The sequence below is a fragment of the Oceanicoccus sp. KOV_DT_Chl genome, assembly GCF_900120175.1.
Classification (GTDB): Bacteria; Pseudomonadota; Gammaproteobacteria; order Pseudomonadales; family Dasaniaceae; genus Oceanicoccus.
The window spans coordinates 1,467,701-1,486,117 of record NZ_FQLF01000002.1 but is presented as its reverse complement, the minus strand read 5'-3'; the positions used below and the strand labels follow the sequence as shown (position 1 = coordinate 1,486,117).

19 protein-coding genes and 1 pseudogene are annotated in these 18,417 nt (G+C 45.3%); 13 read left to right on the top strand and 7 right to left on the bottom strand.

Annotated elements, in window-relative coordinates:
- Positions 1–35 precede the first annotated feature (35 nt).
- Positions 36–668, top strand: a complete 633-nt coding sequence (locus UNITIG_RS10710; RefSeq protein WP_101758367.1) for a riboflavin synthase subunit alpha — start codon at positions 36–38, stop codon at positions 666–668.
- Positions 669–731: 63 nt separating this feature from the next.
- Here the strand turns inward: UNITIG_RS10710 and UNITIG_RS10705 are convergent.
- A pseudogene (locus UNITIG_RS10705) lies at positions 732–1,855 on the bottom strand (nitronate monooxygenase).
- Between the two features lie 176 nt (positions 1,856–2,031).
- Here UNITIG_RS10705 and UNITIG_RS10700 point away from each other — a divergent pair.
- The 6 genes from UNITIG_RS10700 to UNITIG_RS10675 all read left to right on the top strand — a co-directional run bounded on the left by UNITIG_RS10700 (position 2,032) and on the right by UNITIG_RS10675 (position 8,734).
- Complete coding sequence (locus UNITIG_RS10700) at positions 2,032–2,736, top strand: UPF0149 family protein (protein ID WP_101759257.1); 705 nt, start codon at positions 2,032–2,034, stop codon at positions 2,734–2,736.
- A gap of 217 nt (positions 2,737–2,953) precedes the next feature.
- Entirely contained in the window at positions 2,954–4,045 is a 1,092-nt protein-coding gene (locus UNITIG_RS10695) for an adenylate/guanylate cyclase domain-containing protein (protein ID WP_101758366.1), read from the top strand.
- A 62-nt stretch (positions 4,046–4,107) separates the two neighbouring features.
- Positions 4,108–4,314, top strand: a complete 207-nt coding sequence (locus UNITIG_RS10690; RefSeq protein ID WP_101758365.1) for a DUF465 domain-containing protein — start codon at positions 4,108–4,110, stop codon at positions 4,312–4,314.
- 72 nt (positions 4,315–4,386) lie between these two features.
- On the top strand, positions 4,387–5,538 hold the full coding sequence (locus tag UNITIG_RS10685) for an HD domain-containing phosphohydrolase (protein WP_101758364.1): 1,152 nt from the start codon (positions 4,387–4,389) through the stop codon (positions 5,536–5,538).
- A 71-nt stretch (positions 5,539–5,609) separates the two neighbouring features.
- On the top strand, positions 5,610–6,221 hold the full coding sequence (locus UNITIG_RS10680; protein WP_101758363.1) for a flavin reductase family protein: 612 nt from the start codon (positions 5,610–5,612) through the stop codon (positions 6,219–6,221).
- 206 nt (positions 6,222–6,427) lie between these two features.
- Entirely contained in the window at positions 6,428–8,734 is a 2,307-nt protein-coding gene (locus UNITIG_RS10675; protein WP_101758362.1) for a TonB-dependent receptor, read from the top strand.
- 62 nt (positions 8,735–8,796) lie between these two features.
- Here UNITIG_RS10675 and UNITIG_RS10670 read toward each other — a convergent pair whose 3' ends face one another.
- Positions 8,797–9,138 carry a histidine triad nucleotide-binding protein gene (locus tag UNITIG_RS10670; protein ID WP_101758361.1) on the bottom strand — a complete coding sequence of 114 codons (342 nt, stop codon included), beginning with the start codon at positions 9,136–9,138 and terminating at the stop codon, positions 8,797–8,799.
- A 105-nt stretch (positions 9,139–9,243) separates the two neighbouring features.
- Positions 9,244–9,630 carry a PPOX class F420-dependent oxidoreductase gene (locus tag UNITIG_RS10665; protein WP_101758360.1) on the bottom strand — a complete coding sequence of 129 codons (387 nt, stop codon included), beginning with the start codon at positions 9,628–9,630 and terminating at the stop codon, positions 9,244–9,246.
- 203 nt (positions 9,631–9,833) lie between these two features.
- On the opposite strand from UNITIG_RS10665, the gene UNITIG_RS10660 reads away from it, so the two are divergent.
- On the top strand, positions 9,834–10,814 hold the full coding sequence (locus UNITIG_RS10660; protein ID WP_235015352.1) for an SDR family NAD(P)-dependent oxidoreductase: 981 nt from the start codon (positions 9,834–9,836) through the stop codon (positions 10,812–10,814).
- A gap of 22 nt (positions 10,815–10,836) precedes the next feature.
- Here the strand turns inward: UNITIG_RS10660 and UNITIG_RS10655 are convergent, their stop codons facing one another.
- Positions 10,837–12,012, bottom strand: coding sequence for a GGDEF domain-containing protein (locus tag UNITIG_RS10655; RefSeq protein ID WP_101758358.1), 1,176 nt, complete (start codon positions 12,010–12,012; stop codon positions 10,837–10,839).
- Between the two features lie 205 nt (positions 12,013–12,217).
- Here UNITIG_RS10655 and UNITIG_RS23090 point away from each other — a divergent pair, with 205 nt between their 5' ends.
- The gene (locus UNITIG_RS23090; RefSeq protein ID WP_159931140.1) at positions 12,218–12,379 is read left to right on the top strand and encodes a hypothetical protein; all 162 of its coding nucleotides are present in this window, start codon (positions 12,218–12,220) and stop codon (positions 12,377–12,379) included.
- Positions 12,352–13,668, top strand: coding sequence for an FGGY family carbohydrate kinase (locus tag UNITIG_RS10650; protein ID WP_101758357.1), 1,317 nt, complete (start codon positions 12,352–12,354; stop codon positions 13,666–13,668). Before UNITIG_RS23090 ends, UNITIG_RS10650 begins: the two co-directional genes overlap by 28 nt.
- On the opposite strand, the gene UNITIG_RS10645 is transcribed toward UNITIG_RS10650, so the two are convergent.
- Positions 13,669–14,397, bottom strand: coding sequence for a glycerophosphodiester phosphodiesterase family protein (locus tag UNITIG_RS10645; protein ID WP_101758356.1), 729 nt, complete (start codon positions 14,395–14,397; stop codon positions 13,669–13,671). It abuts the gene before it with no gap.
- A gap of 255 nt (positions 14,398–14,652) precedes the next feature.
- On the opposite strand from UNITIG_RS10645, the gene asnS reads away from it, so the two are divergent.
- The 3 genes from asnS to UNITIG_RS23565 are packed head-to-tail and all read left to right on the top strand — an operon-like array spanning position 14,653 to position 17,319.
- Positions 14,653–16,050 carry an asparagine--tRNA ligase gene (gene asnS, locus UNITIG_RS10640; protein ID WP_101758355.1) on the top strand — a complete coding sequence of 466 codons (1,398 nt, stop codon included), beginning with the start codon at positions 14,653–14,655 and terminating at the stop codon, positions 16,048–16,050.
- A gap of 40 nt (positions 16,051–16,090) precedes the next feature.
- Positions 16,091–16,660: a nucleoside recognition domain-containing protein gene (locus tag UNITIG_RS23570; RefSeq protein ID WP_200821270.1), complete on the top strand. Its 570-nt coding sequence runs from the start codon at positions 16,091–16,093 to the stop codon at positions 16,658–16,660.
- Positions 16,603–17,319 carry a spore maturation protein gene (locus tag UNITIG_RS23565; protein WP_200821269.1) on the top strand — a complete coding sequence of 239 codons (717 nt, stop codon included), beginning with the start codon at positions 16,603–16,605 and terminating at the stop codon, positions 17,317–17,319. The genes UNITIG_RS23570 and UNITIG_RS23565 overlap by 58 nt, the downstream gene beginning before the upstream one ends.
- A gap of 17 nt (positions 17,320–17,336) precedes the next feature.
- On the opposite strand, the gene UNITIG_RS10630 is transcribed toward UNITIG_RS23565, so the two are convergent.
- Both UNITIG_RS10630 and UNITIG_RS10625 read right to left on the bottom strand, forming a co-directional pair.
- Positions 17,337–17,969 carry a class I SAM-dependent methyltransferase gene (locus UNITIG_RS10630; RefSeq protein WP_101758354.1) on the bottom strand — a complete coding sequence of 211 codons (633 nt, stop codon included), beginning with the start codon at positions 17,967–17,969 and terminating at the stop codon, positions 17,337–17,339.
- Complete coding sequence (locus UNITIG_RS10625) at positions 17,962–18,354, bottom strand: hypothetical protein (RefSeq protein WP_145999153.1); 393 nt, start codon at positions 18,352–18,354, stop codon at positions 17,962–17,964. Before UNITIG_RS10625 ends, UNITIG_RS10630 begins: the two co-directional genes overlap by 8 nt.
- Between the last annotated feature and the right edge of the window lie 63 nt (positions 18,355–18,417).

The following is an 18,417-nucleotide window of genomic DNA, read 5'->3' as shown; positions in this document are numbered from 1 at the left end:
TTGAAAGTGCCGGTTTAATTTGTTGAGAGAAAATTATGTTTACCGGAATTGTGCAGGGTTCATTTCCCATTATTGAAGTCGAAAATAAACCAGGTTTAATAAGTTTGATGATTGAGCTACCGCTGGCCTTGGTCGAGGGTTTGGCAATTGGTGCAAGCGTGAGTACTGATGGCGTATGTTTGACGGTGACCGCGATTGAACAGCAACATGTTTTTTTTGATGTGATGCAGCAAACTTTAATGCTGACAACTTTGGGAGATTTAAAAGCGGGTGATTATGTAAACATCGAGCGTTCTGCTAAACAAGGCGTTGAAGTGGGTGGTCATATTATTTCCGGTCATGTTGATGGCACTGCAGAGTTAGTAGCGATTGAGCAGCCAGAAAATAATTGCTTTATTACTTATCGCGCACCTGAGGAGAAAATGAAATATATTTTTCCTAAAGGATTTGTAGGGTTGAATGGTTGTAGTTTGACAGTGGCAGAGGTCAATAAAAAAGAACGTACCTTTAAAGTCTGTTATATCCCCGAAACTTTACGGGTAACTACTCATGGCAATAAAAATATAGGTGAGCGGGTAAATTTTGAAGTAGATCGACAAACACAGGCGATTGTCGATACGGTAGAAAATTTCTTAACCGACAATCCAGGGTTATTAGTGGGGCGATAAAAAAGTATTTCATTAAAACCAAGGTGGCCATTTGGTTCAGGCCGCCTTGGTTTTAAGGTTGTATTATTTTGGCATCAGACCATTCACTCGATCTAAAGCGTCAACATATTCCGTCATCAATCTAAAGATAACACCACGACAATTTTCTACTTCATTAATTTGCCCTACTACCTGACCAACCGGGTTAAAAGCAACAGCTTGAGTGTCCGCGATGCCTGCGTAGGTGGAGGTGCGACGCATGCCGTCGGAGCTAACCAAGCCTTGTAGTGGCATACCTAACGGATCGGGTGTGTCGGGCCTGTCCCAGGCTTCAGTCCAGTCATTTTTCAGCATACGACAGGTTTTTCCTGTCCACGATCGCGAGCGAATAGTGTCTTCACTGCTAGCATTAAAATAAGACTGTTTTTGTGCCGGTTCTGCGTGGGCTTCTTCTACGGCCAACCATAAAGATCCAGTCCAGACACCCTGACAGCCCATCGCCATGGCAGCTAACATTTGCTCTCCACTGCCGATACCGCCAGCGGCTAATACCGGTGTATCACCAGCAACTTCAACCGCTTGTTTCCACAGTACGATGGAGCCAACATCGCCAGCGTGCCCCCGCCTTCTCCACCCTGAGCAATAATGAAATCCAGGCCAGCATCGCGGTGGGCTTTTACCTGCTTGACTCGGCCACATAAAGCGCCGACCAAGCGGCCGCTATCCTGAATCATTTTAACTTTATCCGCTGGTGGTGTGCCTAAAGCGTTAGCTATCATTTTACACTTTGGGCGGCGCAGTGCTTCTTCTAATAGCGGTGTTGCTGTCGCTTCGGTCCAGCCAAGGAGCCCCATTGATTGGCTGCCATCTGGCCACTCAGGTACGCCGTGATCTGCTAATAGTTTTTGAGCAAAATCGCGATGTTCCTGAGGCACCATTTTTTCCAGTTGTTGCTCTAGCTCTGTTGGATCCATATCCCCCATGCCTTCGTACTTTTGTGGGATAACTACATCGACCCCATAAGGTTTATCGCCAATATGTTCGTCGATCCAATCCAGTTCTTCCTTTAATTGTTCCGCACTAAAGCCCACTGCGCCGAGCACGCCAATGCCGCCAGCCTTACTCACTGCAACAACGACATCGCGGCAGTGAGTGAACGCAAAAATGGGGCTTTCAATACCCAGTTTTTCACAAATTTCGGTATACATGGAGGTGTCCTTAAAGATCGAAGGTGAATGGTTTTTTGGTGTTAATTATCAGTAATTAGTTGGTGGGGCGACAATGGTCGCAGCAGTCATTTTCTGTTGACTGAAACGATCAGATAGCAATTGGCTTGGCTGCACAGTAGACTATCTACTCCTGAGTAACGAGCTGAAATAACGTTTTGCAAAACAACCCTTTAGACAAAGAGCAAGAGCGAATATTGCGTGAGCGTTTTACGCAGCTACAGCTTGATGATGCGGCAATCAGTTTTTATCAGCTGCAGGGTTTATTGTTTGCCATTGCCTGCTCGCCTGAAGAAATAAAGCCTTCAGAATGGTTTGAGCTGCTGTGGTTAAATGATGAGCCGCAGTTTGATGAAGCCGAGGAGGCTCGCCAATTTTTTAAACAGGTGGTGGCGCTGGCGGATCACATTGCTGAAATGGCTAGGCAGCGTCGATTTTTACCTTTTAGTGCGCGTTATTCAGAGCGTTGGCATCCTGAGCTCGCGCAGTGGTGCGAAGGTTTGCTTATGGGTCATAACTATTTAGAGGATTTGTGGTTATTGGCGCTGGAAGACCTTGATGATCAAAATCTATGGGACGAGGTTGATGCGTCGCTTAGTTTGGCAGCTACTTTTGCCGATTTAGTAGAAGCGCGTCAGCTCAGTTTTGAGGATGGCATGGAGCTGACTGATGAGCATTTACCGGAAGCCTACGAGATATTTTGGAAGGTGTTAGGGACTTATGCCAGCGTGGGTAGTATTTGGGCCGATGGTGCCTGGAGCTTTGATGCTGAGCAGTTATTTCTTGCATTGGAGCCGGTGCCAGCGGAGCAATTATGCCCTTGCGGTAGTGGCTTAATTTTTGCCAAATGCTGCTTACATTAGGTTAGGGTGGGTTATTAGCCATGTTCAGAGGTGTTTGTTGGTTAGTTTTCCTTGGTAATAATGGCGCCCTTATTATTGGGCTTGGCAGGGGAAAAGTGGTATAAAAGGGCGGTTATTTTTAAAATAAAAATCAGTGCGATACAGCTGATGTAAAAATGCAAAAGTCTGCGTAACGATATGATGGAGCGATGGCTAAGCAGTGGCTCACGGGTGTGAAATGGCAAAAAATACTAATGATATCAATAGCTTAGCAGAGAAGATTTGCGCCGAGGTGCAATCGTGTATTCCTACTCAGTTTGAACGAACCGCCGCCAGGAAAGTGTTATTAGATAGAATTCAGTCCTTACTGGCGGAAAATGATTTTCAGGACAGTCTTCCGGAATCCCGTCGCGTTACTATTTTGTTGTCAGATATTCGCGGATTTACTGCACTTGCAGAAACTTTTTCTGCGATGACGGTGATGGAGCTGTTAAACCGCTATTTTGCGCGTATGACCGATATTATTGTGCAGCATGGAGGTACCATCGATAAGTTGATGGGCGATTCAATAATGGTGTTGTTCGGCGCACCGCATACTGAGGTTGACGATGTGCAGCGTGCCATTGCGTGTGCGGTTGAAATGCAGCGCGCAATGTCGGAATTTAATGAACAGAATTTAGCGCTTGGCTTACCCGAAATGTATATGGGGATTGGTATAAATACTGGCGAGGTCATGGCTGGTGCGGTGGGTTCTATCCATCACCGCGCTTATACGGTAATCGGTGATGAAGTAAATCTGACTTCGCGGATTGAGGCGCAAAGTCTGCGTGGTCAAATATTAATAAGTGAGAACACGTATCGGCTGGCCAAGTCTTTTGTGTTGGTTGGAGAGCCAAATAAAGTTCAGGTTAAAGGTAAAAAAGATCCGGTTAGGCTCTATGATTTAATGGGGACGACCCGCCCTCGAGCGATGACCGTGCCCAGAAGAGAGATTCGTAAAAGCCCTCGAGTTAATATTAATATGCCCTGTTTTTTCCGTCGCATGGTGGGCAAGCAGGTGCAAGTCGAGCATTTTAAAGGCGAAGTTGTAGATTTAGGCTATAACGGTTTATTGATGTATAGCCCGATCGTGCTGGAGCCGTTTTCTGAAATAAAAATACAGGTGTCGTTACAATTATTGGGCACCGAAACGACTGATATCTATGCCCGGGTTATTAAAGTCGATGGCGTCGATGGCGGGGTGCTTTGTAGTTTGGAATTTACTTCCATGGAAGTGGCCGGACAGCAAACTATCAAGCACTTTGTCGACAATCAAATTACTCAGGTCTAGTCCTTGGCAGGCCGCTAAAAAGCAGGTTGTGTTATTGCCAATTACAGGCTAATTTGCATGCCATGGAATCGACTCAACCCCCATCATTAAGCTCTCAATTGCTTATCCTGCAAGCTGAACACCGGCTGTTGGATATTGAGATTGATCGCCTTCAGGATTTCCCTTATCTAGACCAGTTGCAGCTACAGCGCCTAAAGAAGCAAAAACTGCTGTTGAAGCAAAATATTATCCGCATTAAAAGTGCGCTGATTCCTGACCTGGACGCCTAAAGATTTGCTAACAGTGGCCACCATTCGACTATACTTAACCACTCATTCAACAAATTAAAGAATCATCCTCCTATGGGCGTATTCCAGTGCGACGAACTTGATTTAGCTACAGTACGTGAGCTAATTGAAGATATTGATGATCATTACCAGATTAGCGAGACAACGTTGCTGATGCTGGATCGCCAGCCTGATGATCGAGAGCTAATCATTTCACTGTTTCGTTCTGTGCATACTATCAAGGGTGATTTGGGTATTGTGGGCTTTACGCCGGCTATGCCGTTAATGTCTGCAGTAGAGGATTTGCTGAGTTTGTTGCGCGAAGGTGATATTCAGTATTCTCCAATGATGAGTGACTTGATTTTACTGGTGCTGGACCGGGTGCGCAGTTATGTGGATAGTTTTAGGGCGCAAGGTTTTGTTGAGTATGATCAGGCGCAAGTGCAAGAATTAAGTCAGCATATTGCAGCTATTGTTGGTGATATACAGGCTAGTGGTGACCAGGCTTACCAACAGAAAAAAATTGCAGAAGTTATTCGGATATTAGACCCGTCGGTTAAAATTACCGAGCTTGAATCAGCTGATAATACGCGAAATTTTGTTGATACATTTTTATCAGAATTGGGATACTCGCAAGACGAAGATGTAGAGTTTTTCAGGAGAATAATGGACCCTGTTGAGCAGCGTTCGCAATATTGGCAGGGGCGAAGTGATAGAATATTAAAAATGGCGTTAATTTTAAATCAGTTGGGCGGTAGTCCAGTGGATGAAAAACAACTAGCCGTTGCGGTTTATGTGCATGATTTCGGCATGGCTTTTATGCCCTTGAATTTATTGCATAAAGACAGCACTTTATCGAACAGTGAAATCTTATTGCTGCGTTCGCATGTTACTAGTAGTGCACACTTATTGCAGTTTATGGATTACTGGCAACCGGCAAGAGAAATTGTGCTGCAACACCATGAGGCAGCTAACGGATCCGGTTATCCTTACGGCTTAAGGGAAAAAGAAATCTGTGATGGCGCAAAAATATTAGCTATCGCCGATACCTTTGATGCACTAACGCATCAGCGTGCGTACTCTACTCACCAAAAACGACCAATCATTCGCGCGGTAAAAGAAGTAAATGATTGTGCTGGCAAGCAATTAAGTGCGCGCTGGGTAGAAATTTTTAATCAGGCAGTACAGCCCGTATTGTTGGCCCATAGCACAAAAAGTATAGGCTAAAATAAATAATGCAATTAACACTATAAAATTGGTGCGTGTAAGTTAATTAAATATAGGAATTAAAATAGTTTATGCACTTGGATTTAGACGAGCTTTCTCCCAATCGAGTATATTACACACTTATTCAAACGTTGATTCCCAGGCCAATTGCCTGGGTGTTATCAGATAATGGCAATGACAGTTTTAATCTAGCGCCTTTCTCGTATTTTAGCGGTGTTGCCAGTGACCCTCCGCTATTGATGATTTCTGTGGGTAAAAAACCAGATGGCAGTCTTAAAGATACTCGTGTGAATATTATTGAACGCAGTGAGTTCGTGGTTCACATTGCCCATCGTGAAATGGCTCCGTTGGTGACCGAAAGCTCACGGGTACTTCCTGCTGGTGAGTCGGAACAGGAGAGGCTGGCATTAGAGACCGTTGCTTTTGGTGATTTTCGTTTGCCGCGGCTTAAAGATTGTCGGGTGGCCATGGCTTGTGAGCGTTATCGAGTAGAAGATATAACCGGTACTCAGGCGATGATTTTAGGCCAGGTCAAAGCCATTTATATCGACGACGCAGTGATTACCGAGGATGACCAGGGTCGAGCTAAAATTCATGCCGATAAAATTGATCCTATTACGCGTTTAGGTGGTGATGAGTACGGTTTATTTGGCGATATTATATCGGTGCCCAGACCTAAATAAGATGAAGGAAAATTCACTCTGCAATTGCTGGTTTATCTTATACTATTTGCTGTGGTTTAGCATAATCAAACACAGCAGCTAAACGGCGTAATAAAGTGAAAGCGAAAGTTGATAAAGTCAAATCACTTAAGTTATTAATTAATAATAAAGTTGCACCAAACTAATAATATATAAAGACACACCCAAAAAATCTCGGGGAGACAATAATGAAGTTAGTAACAACACCTAAAAAGCTAGCACTGGCTACGATGCTGTTATCCGGCGTTAGTGTACAAAGCATGGCCGCCGCGGAATTAGAAGAAGTTGTAGTCACCGCGCAAAAACGTAGTGAGTCAATGCAGGACATCCCTATAGCGATGAGCGCATATAGTGCTGATAATATTCAAGCTATGGGCTTGCATAGTGCCAAAGATATAGGCATGGCTTCACCGAGTTTGCAAATGCCTACCTACCCTACATCAAGCAATAACTTGGCATTGTTTATTCGCGGTGTTGGTAGTGCTGACTCAATTTCCTTAACCAAAGATAATACCGTCGGGGTTTACTACGATGGTGTTTATGCTGGCCGCTCAACGGGGTTGTTGGCTGACTTGGCTGATTTGGAGCGAGTAGAAATTTTGCGGGGACCACAAGGTACTCTGTATGGCCGCAATACCACCTCTGGCGCAATAAATTTTATTAACGCAAAACCCACGGGTGAATTTGGCTTAAAGCAAAGCCTGACAGTGGGTGATATGGGTATCTTCCGCTCTGTTACTAATTTGAATTTACCGGCAGTGGCAGGTTTTAAAGTAAAGCTGACGGCAGCTATTTCCGAGCGTGATGGCTGGGTGGAAAATGACGGTGCCAATAAGTTGCCTGGTGGTGTTTATGAAGATTTTTATAGCGAAGACAAAGAAGGTTTTCGTTTTGCAGTCCGGTATGACGGTGTTGAGAATCTAGTAATAGACTATGCCTACGATCTGTCCGATATGGACACCACGCCTGCTTATTTTCAATATTCTGGGCCGGTGGGCGGAGCTGATGGCAATGGCAACCCAATCACTAACAGCTATACAAGTCGCCTCGAAGAGACGCGTACGCCGACGGGTGGCATAAATTATGCTTATTATCTACCGCTAACAGAAACGGAGGTTGAAGGTCATAATTTGACGGTGACCTATGATATTAATGATCACCTGACTTTTAAGTCGATTACTGGCTATCGAGAATTTGACGATAATTTGTCGACAAATTTTGCCCAATCATTTGGTGGCGCTTTTGGTTTAGAGGTTAATACTATTACCGAGCATGAACAGCTGTCACAAGAATTTCAGTTAATTGGTAGTGGTGAAACGATAAGTTATGTCGCAGGTTTGTATTATTTAAAAGAGGAAGGCGAGCAGTCTGAAAAGCAATTTTTAAGTAGAGAGACTGTTGACCTTGCAGGGATTGAGGCCATAGATAACGCTACTGGTTTTCCCTGTGGCGATGGCTCAAACGCAGCCCCTTTGTGCTCTGGATTTATTCCATTTTTTAATATTACACCATTGCTATTCAATGACTATGCGGCAGAAAGTGATGTTGAGTCGTCTGCAGTGTTTGGACAAGCAACCTGGACACCACCAGCAGCTGAGCTGGAAAATAAATTGGACCTGACTTTGGGCCTGAGGTACACCAAAGATGAGCGGGAATCGGAGCGGTTTTCCAATCGAGCATGGAATGGTTTCCTGGCTGGTGAGGGCGAGTCTGATTTGAGTAAAACGGATTGGTCTGTTGTTGCTGACTATAAGTGGACAGATAATGTCAGCACTTATTTGAAAGCGGCGACTGCTTTTCGTTCGGGGGGAGCAGGACGAAACAGCGGCGACTATAGTCAATTTTTTGATGAAGAAACATTGATCTCTTATGAGTTTGGCTGGAAGGCCGAAATGCTGGATCGCCGCCTTCGTATCAATGGCGCGATTTATCAAATGGAAATCGATGACATTATTTTGGATTATCTACCCGACCCGGTTAATGCTCCCAATCGGGTTGATGTCATTAATTCCGGTGAGGCTACTATCAACGGTTTTGAATTGGATGTATTGGCGGCATTAACTGAGTCATTTACTATCGGGTTTAATTATGCGTATCTGGATTATGAATTTAACGATGTGATCTTCCCGGATGGCACTGACCACACTGATACTACCGTATTGGTGTGGGCGCCTGAAAATGCGTACAGTTTCATTGCTGATTACAATGTGTCTTTGGCAGCCGGTGAATTACGATTTCATTTAGATTATTCGCGGCAAGATGAGCAATTTGCGTTGGCGAATACGGATGAAGGTGAAGTGGAAGTAGAAGCGTTTGATTTAATGAATGCTCGCATTAGCTTGGCTGATGTAGATATTGCTGGAGCAAAATGGCAGTTTGGCATTTGGTCCCGGAATGTATTAGATGAGCGTGTTTCAAATTATCGTATCGGTACGACAGCGACTACTTATTTACAGCCACGTACGGTCGGTGCAGATGTGATGTTCGAGTTTTAAGTGTAAAAAATACCAGAGCAATAAAAAACCCGGCAAATGCCGGGTTTTTTATTGCAGGGTTGTTAGCCGGGTGGCCAGCTCAGCTGCCGTTCCCCGAGCATATGCAAGTGAATATGAAATACAGTTTGCCCGCCATGACCATTACAGTTCATGGCTAAACGAAAGCCATCTTCAGCAAAACCTTTTTCTGCGGCTATGGATTTTGCGGTGTAAGCCATATGTCCGAGTAACTCCTTATCATCGGTCTCCATATCATTAATGGTTGCAATATGTTTGCGCGGGATAACTAAAATATGGGTGGGGGCTTTAGGGTCAATATCATTAAAGGCAACGACCTTGTCATCTTCATACACAATATCGGCAGTAATTTTTTTTGCTGCGATAGCACAAAATAAACAGTCCATTTTTGATCTCACATAAAATAAATTTTTTAAAGCATATCGTATCTTTACTGGCTTGAACAGTTAGTCAAGAGTGGGTTGCTGCCAAAACGTTTGTAGCGGCTGCAATTATGGCAGTTGCTTAGAGGGTTTTATAATTTTTATAAAAGCCCTTTTGTTGTACTTCCCTGACAGTTTTGATAGCCAGTCCAGTCCGCGCATTTGCCAACCGTACTTTATAGTTAGCTGCTGGTGGGCGTGGGTTATTTCTTCTGGCAGGGTAATTAATTCGGCTTGAGTGTTACAGTTGCTACCTAAAGGCTTTCCAGTTACGTTGCAGGGTGCGATGCGTGCGTTAGAAAAATTACGAAGCCGTTTAACTTTGCCGGCATTGGCGGCAGAAAATACGTAATAGTGCGTTTGATCGCTGGCAAACCATACTGGGGTGTCTACCATGGTGCCGTCTTTTTTTTGCGTGCCAAACAGAATATAACTGGCATTATCAATGGGCTTCATAGGCGGTAACTCGTTAGCTGTTTTGAAGAGTATGGCGAATCTACAAATATTAATCCAGTGCATCTAATTTAGTAGCACGCAGTGTTTCAGTTAACAGGTGTTGATGAAACTCTGCAGCTACATGTTAACTAGTTTGGCCGCTTTGTACCTTGTGCGCAATAGCGGGAGTTAGCACAATGAGTGACTAATTAGTATGGGGGTCTATGATGAAAGAGATAGAGCGTTTAGGTAAAGAGCGGTTAGTTTTCGGCGCCGAATCCACTACGGAGGATGTAATTACCGGAGTTAATTTAAATGGAAAAACAGCGTTGGTTACGGGAGCTTCTGCCGGTTTAGGTATGGAGACTGCCCGGGTGCTTGCAGCAGCGGGTGCTGAAGTTTGGTTGGTCGGTCGGGACGAAGCTAAATTGGTTAAAGCCAGGGAGATTATTGTGGCGGATGTACCTGCAGCGGTACTATTTATTGCCGTTTTGGATTTGGCTGATCTCAATAGTGTCCGGCGCGGTGCGGCAGAAATTTTATCACGATGTTCTTGCATTGATATCTTAATAAATAATGCGGGAATTATGGCTTGCCCTGAGGCTTGTACTGAACAGGGTTTTGAACTGCAGTTTGGCACCAATCATCTTGGCCATTTTTTACTGACAGGTCTATTGCTCCCATTATTAAAAGCGGCAGGAAACTGTCGTGTGGTGAATTTAAGTTCTGCAGGACATAAGTACTGTTCGATAGATTTTGATGATCTGGATTTCAAAAAGCGGGGCTATGATAAATGGCTGTCCTATGGTCAAGCAAAAACGGCCAATGCATTATTTTCTGTGGCCTTAACGGAGCGTTTTTCATCGCAAGGTGTAGTCGCTAATGCGGTTCACCCTGGTGCGATTGTGACTGAATTGGGCCGCCATTTAACGCCGGAAGATATTAAGTCAATGTCTGATGCTACATCACCCAAACCGAAATTTATTTATAAGTCGATCTCGCAGGGTGCGGCAACATCGGTGTGGGCGGCTACTTGTGATGAGCTTGAAGGTGTTGGTGGGCTTTATCTGGAGGATTGTCAGATTGCAGAGCTTGCCAGCGACTCAGATCCGGCGAAAGGTTTTATGGCCTATGCAGTAGATTCAGAACAGGCGAAAAAATTGTGGCAGGTTTCCGAGCAATTAGTAGGTGATAAATTCGGCTGAACTGTGCAGTTTCAATAAGTGGCTAAGGCCTGAGTTCCACTACGTTGTGATGTTTTTCTTTATGAATATGCCAGCGAACGGATTTCTTTTTGGCTATATACATGGCTGCATCGGCCTGCTTCCATAATTGTGCTGAGCTGTCAGCGTATTCAGGATAGCTGCAGATACCAATGCTGCAGCCAATATCAAAAAATCTACCGTGTAAATTAATCGGCTGGGTAATTCGTTCATAGAGTGATTCAGTTAACTTATTAATCGAAGCGTTTTTTTCTAGGTCCGGAAGTAACACTGCAAATTCATCACCACCTAATCGTGCGGTGGTATCACGTTCGCGGGTGGCTGTTTTTAAGCGGGCAGCGATGACTTGCAATACCTGGTCGCCAACATCGTGACCCCATTGATCATTAATGGGTTTGAACTTATCGAGGTCAATATAGAGTAATAACACTTTGGTGTTATTTTTTTGGCTTTGTTCAATAGCTTGTTTTAGTTTGTCTTCAAAAAGTCTGCGGTTAGCTAGCTGCGTTAGGCCGTCATGCGTTGCGAGATAACGAAATTTTTCTTTTTCAATGTGACGTTGAACTTCAAGTTGTCCGCGACTGAGCTCTGTTAATAAAATTAAGCTAATGATGGCAAGGAAAGCCAAGGTCCAATTAAAAATAGCACCAGCTGTAGTGGCTGCTGCAGGTTGTAAGTTGGGAAAATCGAAACCATTAAAAAACAGGTAGTACAGACTTACCTGTGTCATCAGAACTAATGCCGACCAAATCAAACCGCCGCGAATTCCTAATAAAAACAACGAGAGTGCTGCTTGTAAAATCATTAGTTGATTATTGGATGCGTGTACCGGGCCGCCGCTGCTGCAAATACCAATCACAATGGCAATAAAGGTAATGATAAGAGTGGTTTGCTGGCACAACATTAGCCAGCCGGTTTTTTGTAGTACAAACGGCAGGGTAATGTTTAAGACGATTCCGGGAAGTAGTAAACCACCAATAAAAAGGCTACCAAGATCGCCAACGGAATCGACACTTAAAATGAACAAAATACCCAAGGTTAAAACAAACGTTATAAACAGGTTGGTGCCGACTAGTGCGCGGGCTCTGGCGAGTTGTAAGGAATCGTCGGCAAAATGCGGCTTAGCGAAAAAGTCTAATGGTGCGAAGAGTGCTGCGTGTTGGAAATGAGTATTGAGCATAGAGCCTTAATCCTTGGGTGCCACATCCATAACAGGTCTTTCCTGATAGCCTTGCTAAATTAGGGGTTTATAGTACATCGAGTTTAGGCTCTTGTCTGAAAAATGATCGAATTAAGCCACTATTTTGTTGATAGTGCGGATTGCTTCATAGGTTTTTCCTGCAACCCTGTCAGCAAATAGTGCAATCCGGGATGGTGGGCTAGCTATGATTAATAGTCGTAACGTATTGGTATTGGATCAAGGAGGGAGTGCCAGTCGCGGCGTCGTTTTTACTTCCAGCGGCGCAGTATTGAGCAGTGCCAGAGTGGCGGTGTCCAGCCAGCGCCCGCGGCGGGATATGTGGAGCAGGATCCGCAGCAGGTATTAGAGTCGCTGAAGACCGTGATTGCGCAGTTAGCGTTTGCAGAGGGCGAGATAGCTGCCTGCGGATTAATCACCCAGCGCTCCAGTCTGGTTTGCTGGGACAGGGTTACCGCAGAGCCGTTGTCGCCCATCATTAGCTGGCAAGATACACGGGCCGCTGACATATTAGCCGAGCAGGTGGTTGACCCTGCAGCCATACAGCGGCAAACAGGTTTGTATCCCAATGCCCATTTTGGTGCCAGTAAGATGCGCTGGTGCTTGGATAACTTAGCTGCGGTCGCTGTTGCTGCCGCTAAAGGTCGTCTGTGTATGGCACCGCTGGCCAGTTACTTACTGTTTGGTTTAGTTGAGGGCCAGCCATACCGGGTCGATCCTGCTAATGCGTCGCGCACCTTATTGATGGACCTTGATCGGGTGGAGTGGTCTCAAAGTCTGTTGGATCTATTTGGCATTGAGCGTGAGTTTTTACCCGAGATAAGTCCGAGTGCGAGTCATTTCGGCAAACTTAATACTGACATCGGAGGAGCCAGCGACTTAAGTTTGCGGCTATTAAGCGGGGATCAGTCAGCAGCGGTATTTGCGCAAGGCGAGCCGGCAATGGATACCTTATCGGTCAATGCGGGCACGGGGGCATTTGTATATCGGCCGCTGCGATCACCACAGGCGAAGACGCGGTTGCTGACAAGCGTTGTCCATCAGTCTGCCGATGGTGCGGTTCGCTATGTGCAGGAGGGTACTGTCAATGGTGCGGGTGCGGCCCTGCAGTGGTACGCGCAGTCGCTGGGGATTGCTGATGAGGAGCAGTGGATAAAGCAGCGGCTTATTGATATGGCAGCCACTGAGCTGGAGGATGGCCCAATCTTTATTAATGGGGTGGGTGGTTTAGGGGCGCCGGATTGGCGTCCGGATCTGGAATCGCAGTTGATCATGGCAGGTAGTACAGCCGAGAACATTGCCGCGATTGTTGAGAGTATTATTTTCTTACTGCATAGAAACTGTGCGGAAATGGCCGAGGCGGACACAGTTGAGCGGATTGCAATCAGCGGTGGGTTATCTCGCAGTGAAATTTTTTGTCAAAAACTGAGTGATATTACGCGCTTAGCTGTGATCAGGTATGAGTGCGCTGAAGCCTCAGCCCGTGGTGCGGCTTTTTTGTTACTGACAGATCAAGCGCAGTGGCAGCCTATGCGAGGAGAGACGTTTTCTCCTCGCAGCATGGCAGCCGAACAGGTGAAAAAATTACTGTCCCGGCACCAGCACTGGCAGCAGGAGTTAACAGCCGCTTTGCAATAATTAACCGCCAGCGGCTATTAATTCACCAATAGCGAATGTTTCTATCATCGCCGCCCCTGCTGCGATAAGTTGCTGTGCTTGTTGGTAGTTATCAATTTCATAAATCGCAGTAGGGTATGGCAGTTGCGCAGGCGTTTTAGCTGCGGTTAGAAAATCCACATCACAAAAAAGCATCGTTGGCGCCAGTTGATTGACTTGCTGGCTAAAGGCCTGCTCCCAATCAGATAACACCAACGCTGTTTGTGACCATTGCTGCTGTTTAAAAAGAGTCAAGATAGGTAGATCAAAGCTGATCACAAAGCATTGCTGTTCGATAGTGGTGAGCAACGGCTTGATCGCATCCATGACGACTTGATGACCAAAGCTGCGAATAGATTGCCGTTTAATCTCGGCATAGAGCGTAACGTCAGGGTATTGAGCGATATATTTAACGCAATCACTTAATGTTAATAGTGGTGTGCCAAGAAATTGATCGCCCAATCGCTCTGGTTCGTAAGCGGATAATGTATCTAATTCGGAAGAGTGTATTTGGTTAAGATTGAGTGGCGATAGACATAAACGTTGTAATAAGTGGTCGTGGCAAACGAAAGGAATATGATCGGCGCTGAGTTGTATATCAATTTCGATATGTTTACAACCCGTTGCAATAGCTTCTCGGATAGCGATTAAGGTGTTTTCAGGGTAGCGTCTTTGCCAGCCGCGATGGGCAATAAGTTGAGAGTTTTTCATAGTGATAGCAGTTGGTATAAACAGCGTTAATCGGGTTTATCTGAATGCGGGCTAAACTAATGTAGCTTGCATTGCATGATATCCCAAAGTTATAGCACTTATATCCTTATTATTGGAGTTTGAGAATTAAAAATATTTTCTGTGAAAGGCAGTGATATCGTATGGTGCTCAGCACTATAATAGTTCCAATCAAGCGCTTGGATCAGTTGAATCCAAAGTACATTTTTAGTTTATGGTTTTAGAGGTAAAGGAACGATGTCTGCACAGGCGATAAAACAGTGTCTTTCTGGTCAGTTAACGACAGGCCAGCAGGTAGAAATTCAAGGCTGGCTTCGCAGTCGTCGTGATTCAAAGGCGGGCTTTTCTTTTTTGGCGGTGCACGATGGCAGTTGTTTTGATGCTATTCAAGTAGTGGCATCAGCAGAGCTATCAAACTATGTGAGTGAAATTTTACATGCAGGGGCAGGTTGCTCAGTACAAGTTATCGGCGAATTAGTTGCTTCCCAGGGTAAGGGGCAGGCGTTTGAGATTCAGGCTGTGGAGGTCATAATTATTGGGCAGGTCGATGACCCAGAAACCTATCCCATTGCAAAAAAACGCCACAGTTTTGAGTATCTTCGAACGGTTGCGCATTTACGGCCACGGACTAACACTTTTGGCGCGGTGACCCGGGTGCGTACGGTGCTTGCTAACGCGATCCATAATTATTTTTTTGAACATGGCTTTCAGTGGATTAACACTCCAATCATTACCGCTAGTGACTGCGAAGGTGCCGGCGAGATGTTTAGGGTTAGTGCGTTGGATAGTGCGAATTTACCGAGAACCACTACTGGCGGCATTGATTACGCGCAGGATTTTTTTTCAGCAGAATCATTTCTGACAGTTTCTGGTCAATTAAATGCTGAAGCTTACTGTTTGGCTATGTCCAAGGTGTATACCTTTGGGCCAACATTTCGGGCGGAAAATTCTAATACCAGTCGGCATTTGGCAGAATTCTGGATGGTTGAGCCTGAGATCGCTTTCGCCGATTTAAATGATGATGCTGATTTAGCGGAAGATTTTTTAAAGACGCTGTTTAATACCGTGCTGAATAAATGTGAAGATGATTTGGCATTTTTCAATCAATTTGTTGACAGCACGTGTTTGCAAAGGTTGCAGTCAGTAGCGACGCAAAAATTTGAACGCATGGATTATACAGAGGCAGTCAATATTCTGCAGAAAACCAAAAAAATATTCGAGTTTCCAGTGCAGTGGGGTATTGATTTACAGTCCGAGCATGAGCGATTTTTATGTGAAGAGCATGTTGGTGCGCCGCTGGTGGTAATGAATTACCCTAAAGATATTAAGGCGTTTTATATGCGCATGAATGATGACAATAAAACGGTGGCTGCGATGGATGTGTTGGCACCAGGCATTGGAGAGATTATTGGTGGCAGTCAGCGCGAAGAGCGTTTGGATGTCCTGGATGCACGTATGGCAGAACATGATTTGGCAAATGATTTGTGGTGGTATCGTGATTTGCGCCGTTATGGCTCTGTACCACATGCCGGTTTTGGTTTGGGATTTGAGCGATTAATAAGTTATGTAACAGGGATGGAAAACATTCGAGATGTTATTCCATTTCCCAGAACACCGGGCAGCGCTTTGTTCTAGGGTTCAATAATAATTCACACTAATAATAAGCAAGGCTTGAATGCTACATAAAATTTGGTTGGGGTTTTTTGTCGTTGGTTTTATCTCCGCGTTGTGTCAGTGGTTGCTGGCAGGTGATGCGGAAGTCTTTCAGCGCATGGTAACAGCCAGTTTTGATATGGCTTCGCTATCGGTGGAGCTCTCAATCGGTCTTGTGGGTGTGCTGAGTTTTTGGCTGGGGATAGCGGCGCTGGGTGAGGCCAGTGGGTTAATGGCAAAGTTGGCTAATGGCCTGTCGCCACTTTTTACTCGCCTGATGCCGGGCGTGCCTAAAGGCCACCCGGCGATTAGTTCAATGACGTTGAATTTGTCAGCCAATGCGCTGGGTTTGGATAATGCGGCAACGCCTTTGGGGTTGAAGGCAATGCAGGATTTACAAACGCTGAATGCTACTCCGGATACGGCGAGCAACGCGCAAATATTATTTTTGGTGCTTAATACCTCTTCCGTCACTTTATTTCCGGTAACGGTATTGCTGTATCGCGCTCAATTGGGGCGGCGGATCCTGCGCTGGTGTTTATCCCTATTTTATTGGCAACCAGCTGTTCAACCATGGTCGGTTTATTGCTGACAGCCTGGATTCAAAAAATAAACCTTCGCGACACTGTGGTGCTGGCTTATTTAGCTTTGGTATTCGCAGCCCTGTTATCATTGGTCGCGTATTTTTCTACTCTTGGCATGGCTCAGCTACAACAGCAATCAAGTTTAATCAGTAACCTGATGATTTTTTCCGTCATTATGTTGTTTTTGTTAGTGGCTCATCGCAAGCATGTAAATGTGTATGACACGTTTATCGAGGGCGCTAAAAAAGGTTTTCAAGTAGCCATCGATATCATCCCTTTTTTATTGGCTATGTTGGTCGCTATCGGTATTTTCCGGGCCAGTGGGGCATTGGATATAGCGATGAATATTATTCGTGACGGCGTCAGTTTTTTTGGCATGGATACGCGCTTTGTAGATGCGTTGCCTACGGCACTGATGAAGCCGCTTAGTGGTTCAGGCGCACGCGCGATGATGGTGGACACAATGAATACCTATGGTGTCGATTCTTTTCAGGGTTTATTGGCAGCGACTATTCAAGGCTCTACTGAAACGACTTTTTATGTGCTGGCGGTTTATTTTGGCAGTGTCGGTATTCGGCATGGGCGGCATGCGCTGACTTGTGGTTTGACAGCTGATGTGGCAGGAATAGCTGCAGCAATAGCCGCAGCATATTGGTTTTACGGTTAGTCAGTTAGCAATTCCCGCTAATTCTTGTGCGCACGAATCGTTTTCACCACATCCAGAAAAATATTATTGACTTCAATAATAGTAAAACCCGCTTTACGAACATTATCGACGGTGGGTCTATTCATATCGGGACCAACTTTGCTACTCAGCGGAGTCATGATATTTAGCATAAAGTTGAAGGGAAAAAATGCGCTGCCAGTATGCTCGAACATCAGTAGTTCGCCGCCTGGTTTTAGCACTCGCTTGAGAGATTGTAAGCCCTCGATGGGATCAGGTACCGAGCAAAAAGAGCATGAGGTAAAAATCTGGTCAAAATAATTATCCTCAAATTCCAGTTCATGTACATCCATCACCGCGATATCGATGTCGCCATTATATTGCTCGGCACGGGGACGTGCGTGTTTTAACATTTCCGGGCTTATGTCGATGGCATTAATGTGACGATGTGGTGGAAAGCAGGCTATGTCGAGTCCCGTACCTAGTGCCATAAATAGAATATTGCCTTCGCCCATTCGGCTGAATAGTTTCAGTTTATCGGGCTTCCAGCGTTTCTCTGCGCCTTCACCCGCCATTAGGTCAAAAGTAGGTGCGGCTTTATCCCATTTACTGCGGGTAGCTAATGCGCGACTGATGCTATTGCTGTTAGTCATGACGGCTTCCCTCAGGGTAATTACCTTGCAATTTGGCGTTAATGGCCCAGCATAGCGAGACCACTATCAGCCCGGTGAATAAACCGTAAAGTATTGAATCCATCATTGTTAGCGGATGCATAGCCCCTCGCATACCCACTATCATGCCGGCCCACATGCCGGTGATCATGGTTGGCAGCATAACTTCCATGGCGCCAAAGAAACGCATGAAAATGGTCAGTGCGAGTATCATTGACAGCACCATACCCAGGATCATGGCAATGATCATGGCGCTAAACATTGACCAGCTTTGATCGAATAAGCCATAGCAGCACATAGCAACGATAATCCCTGTGAGGCCATTGGCTAGCAGATCGCCGAGGATGAAATAGGTGGTGTTGGGCATGTTGATCTCCTTTTCTTTTACTTTGGCAGCAAAATTAGGTGAAATTGTGACTAAAGTGAAGCA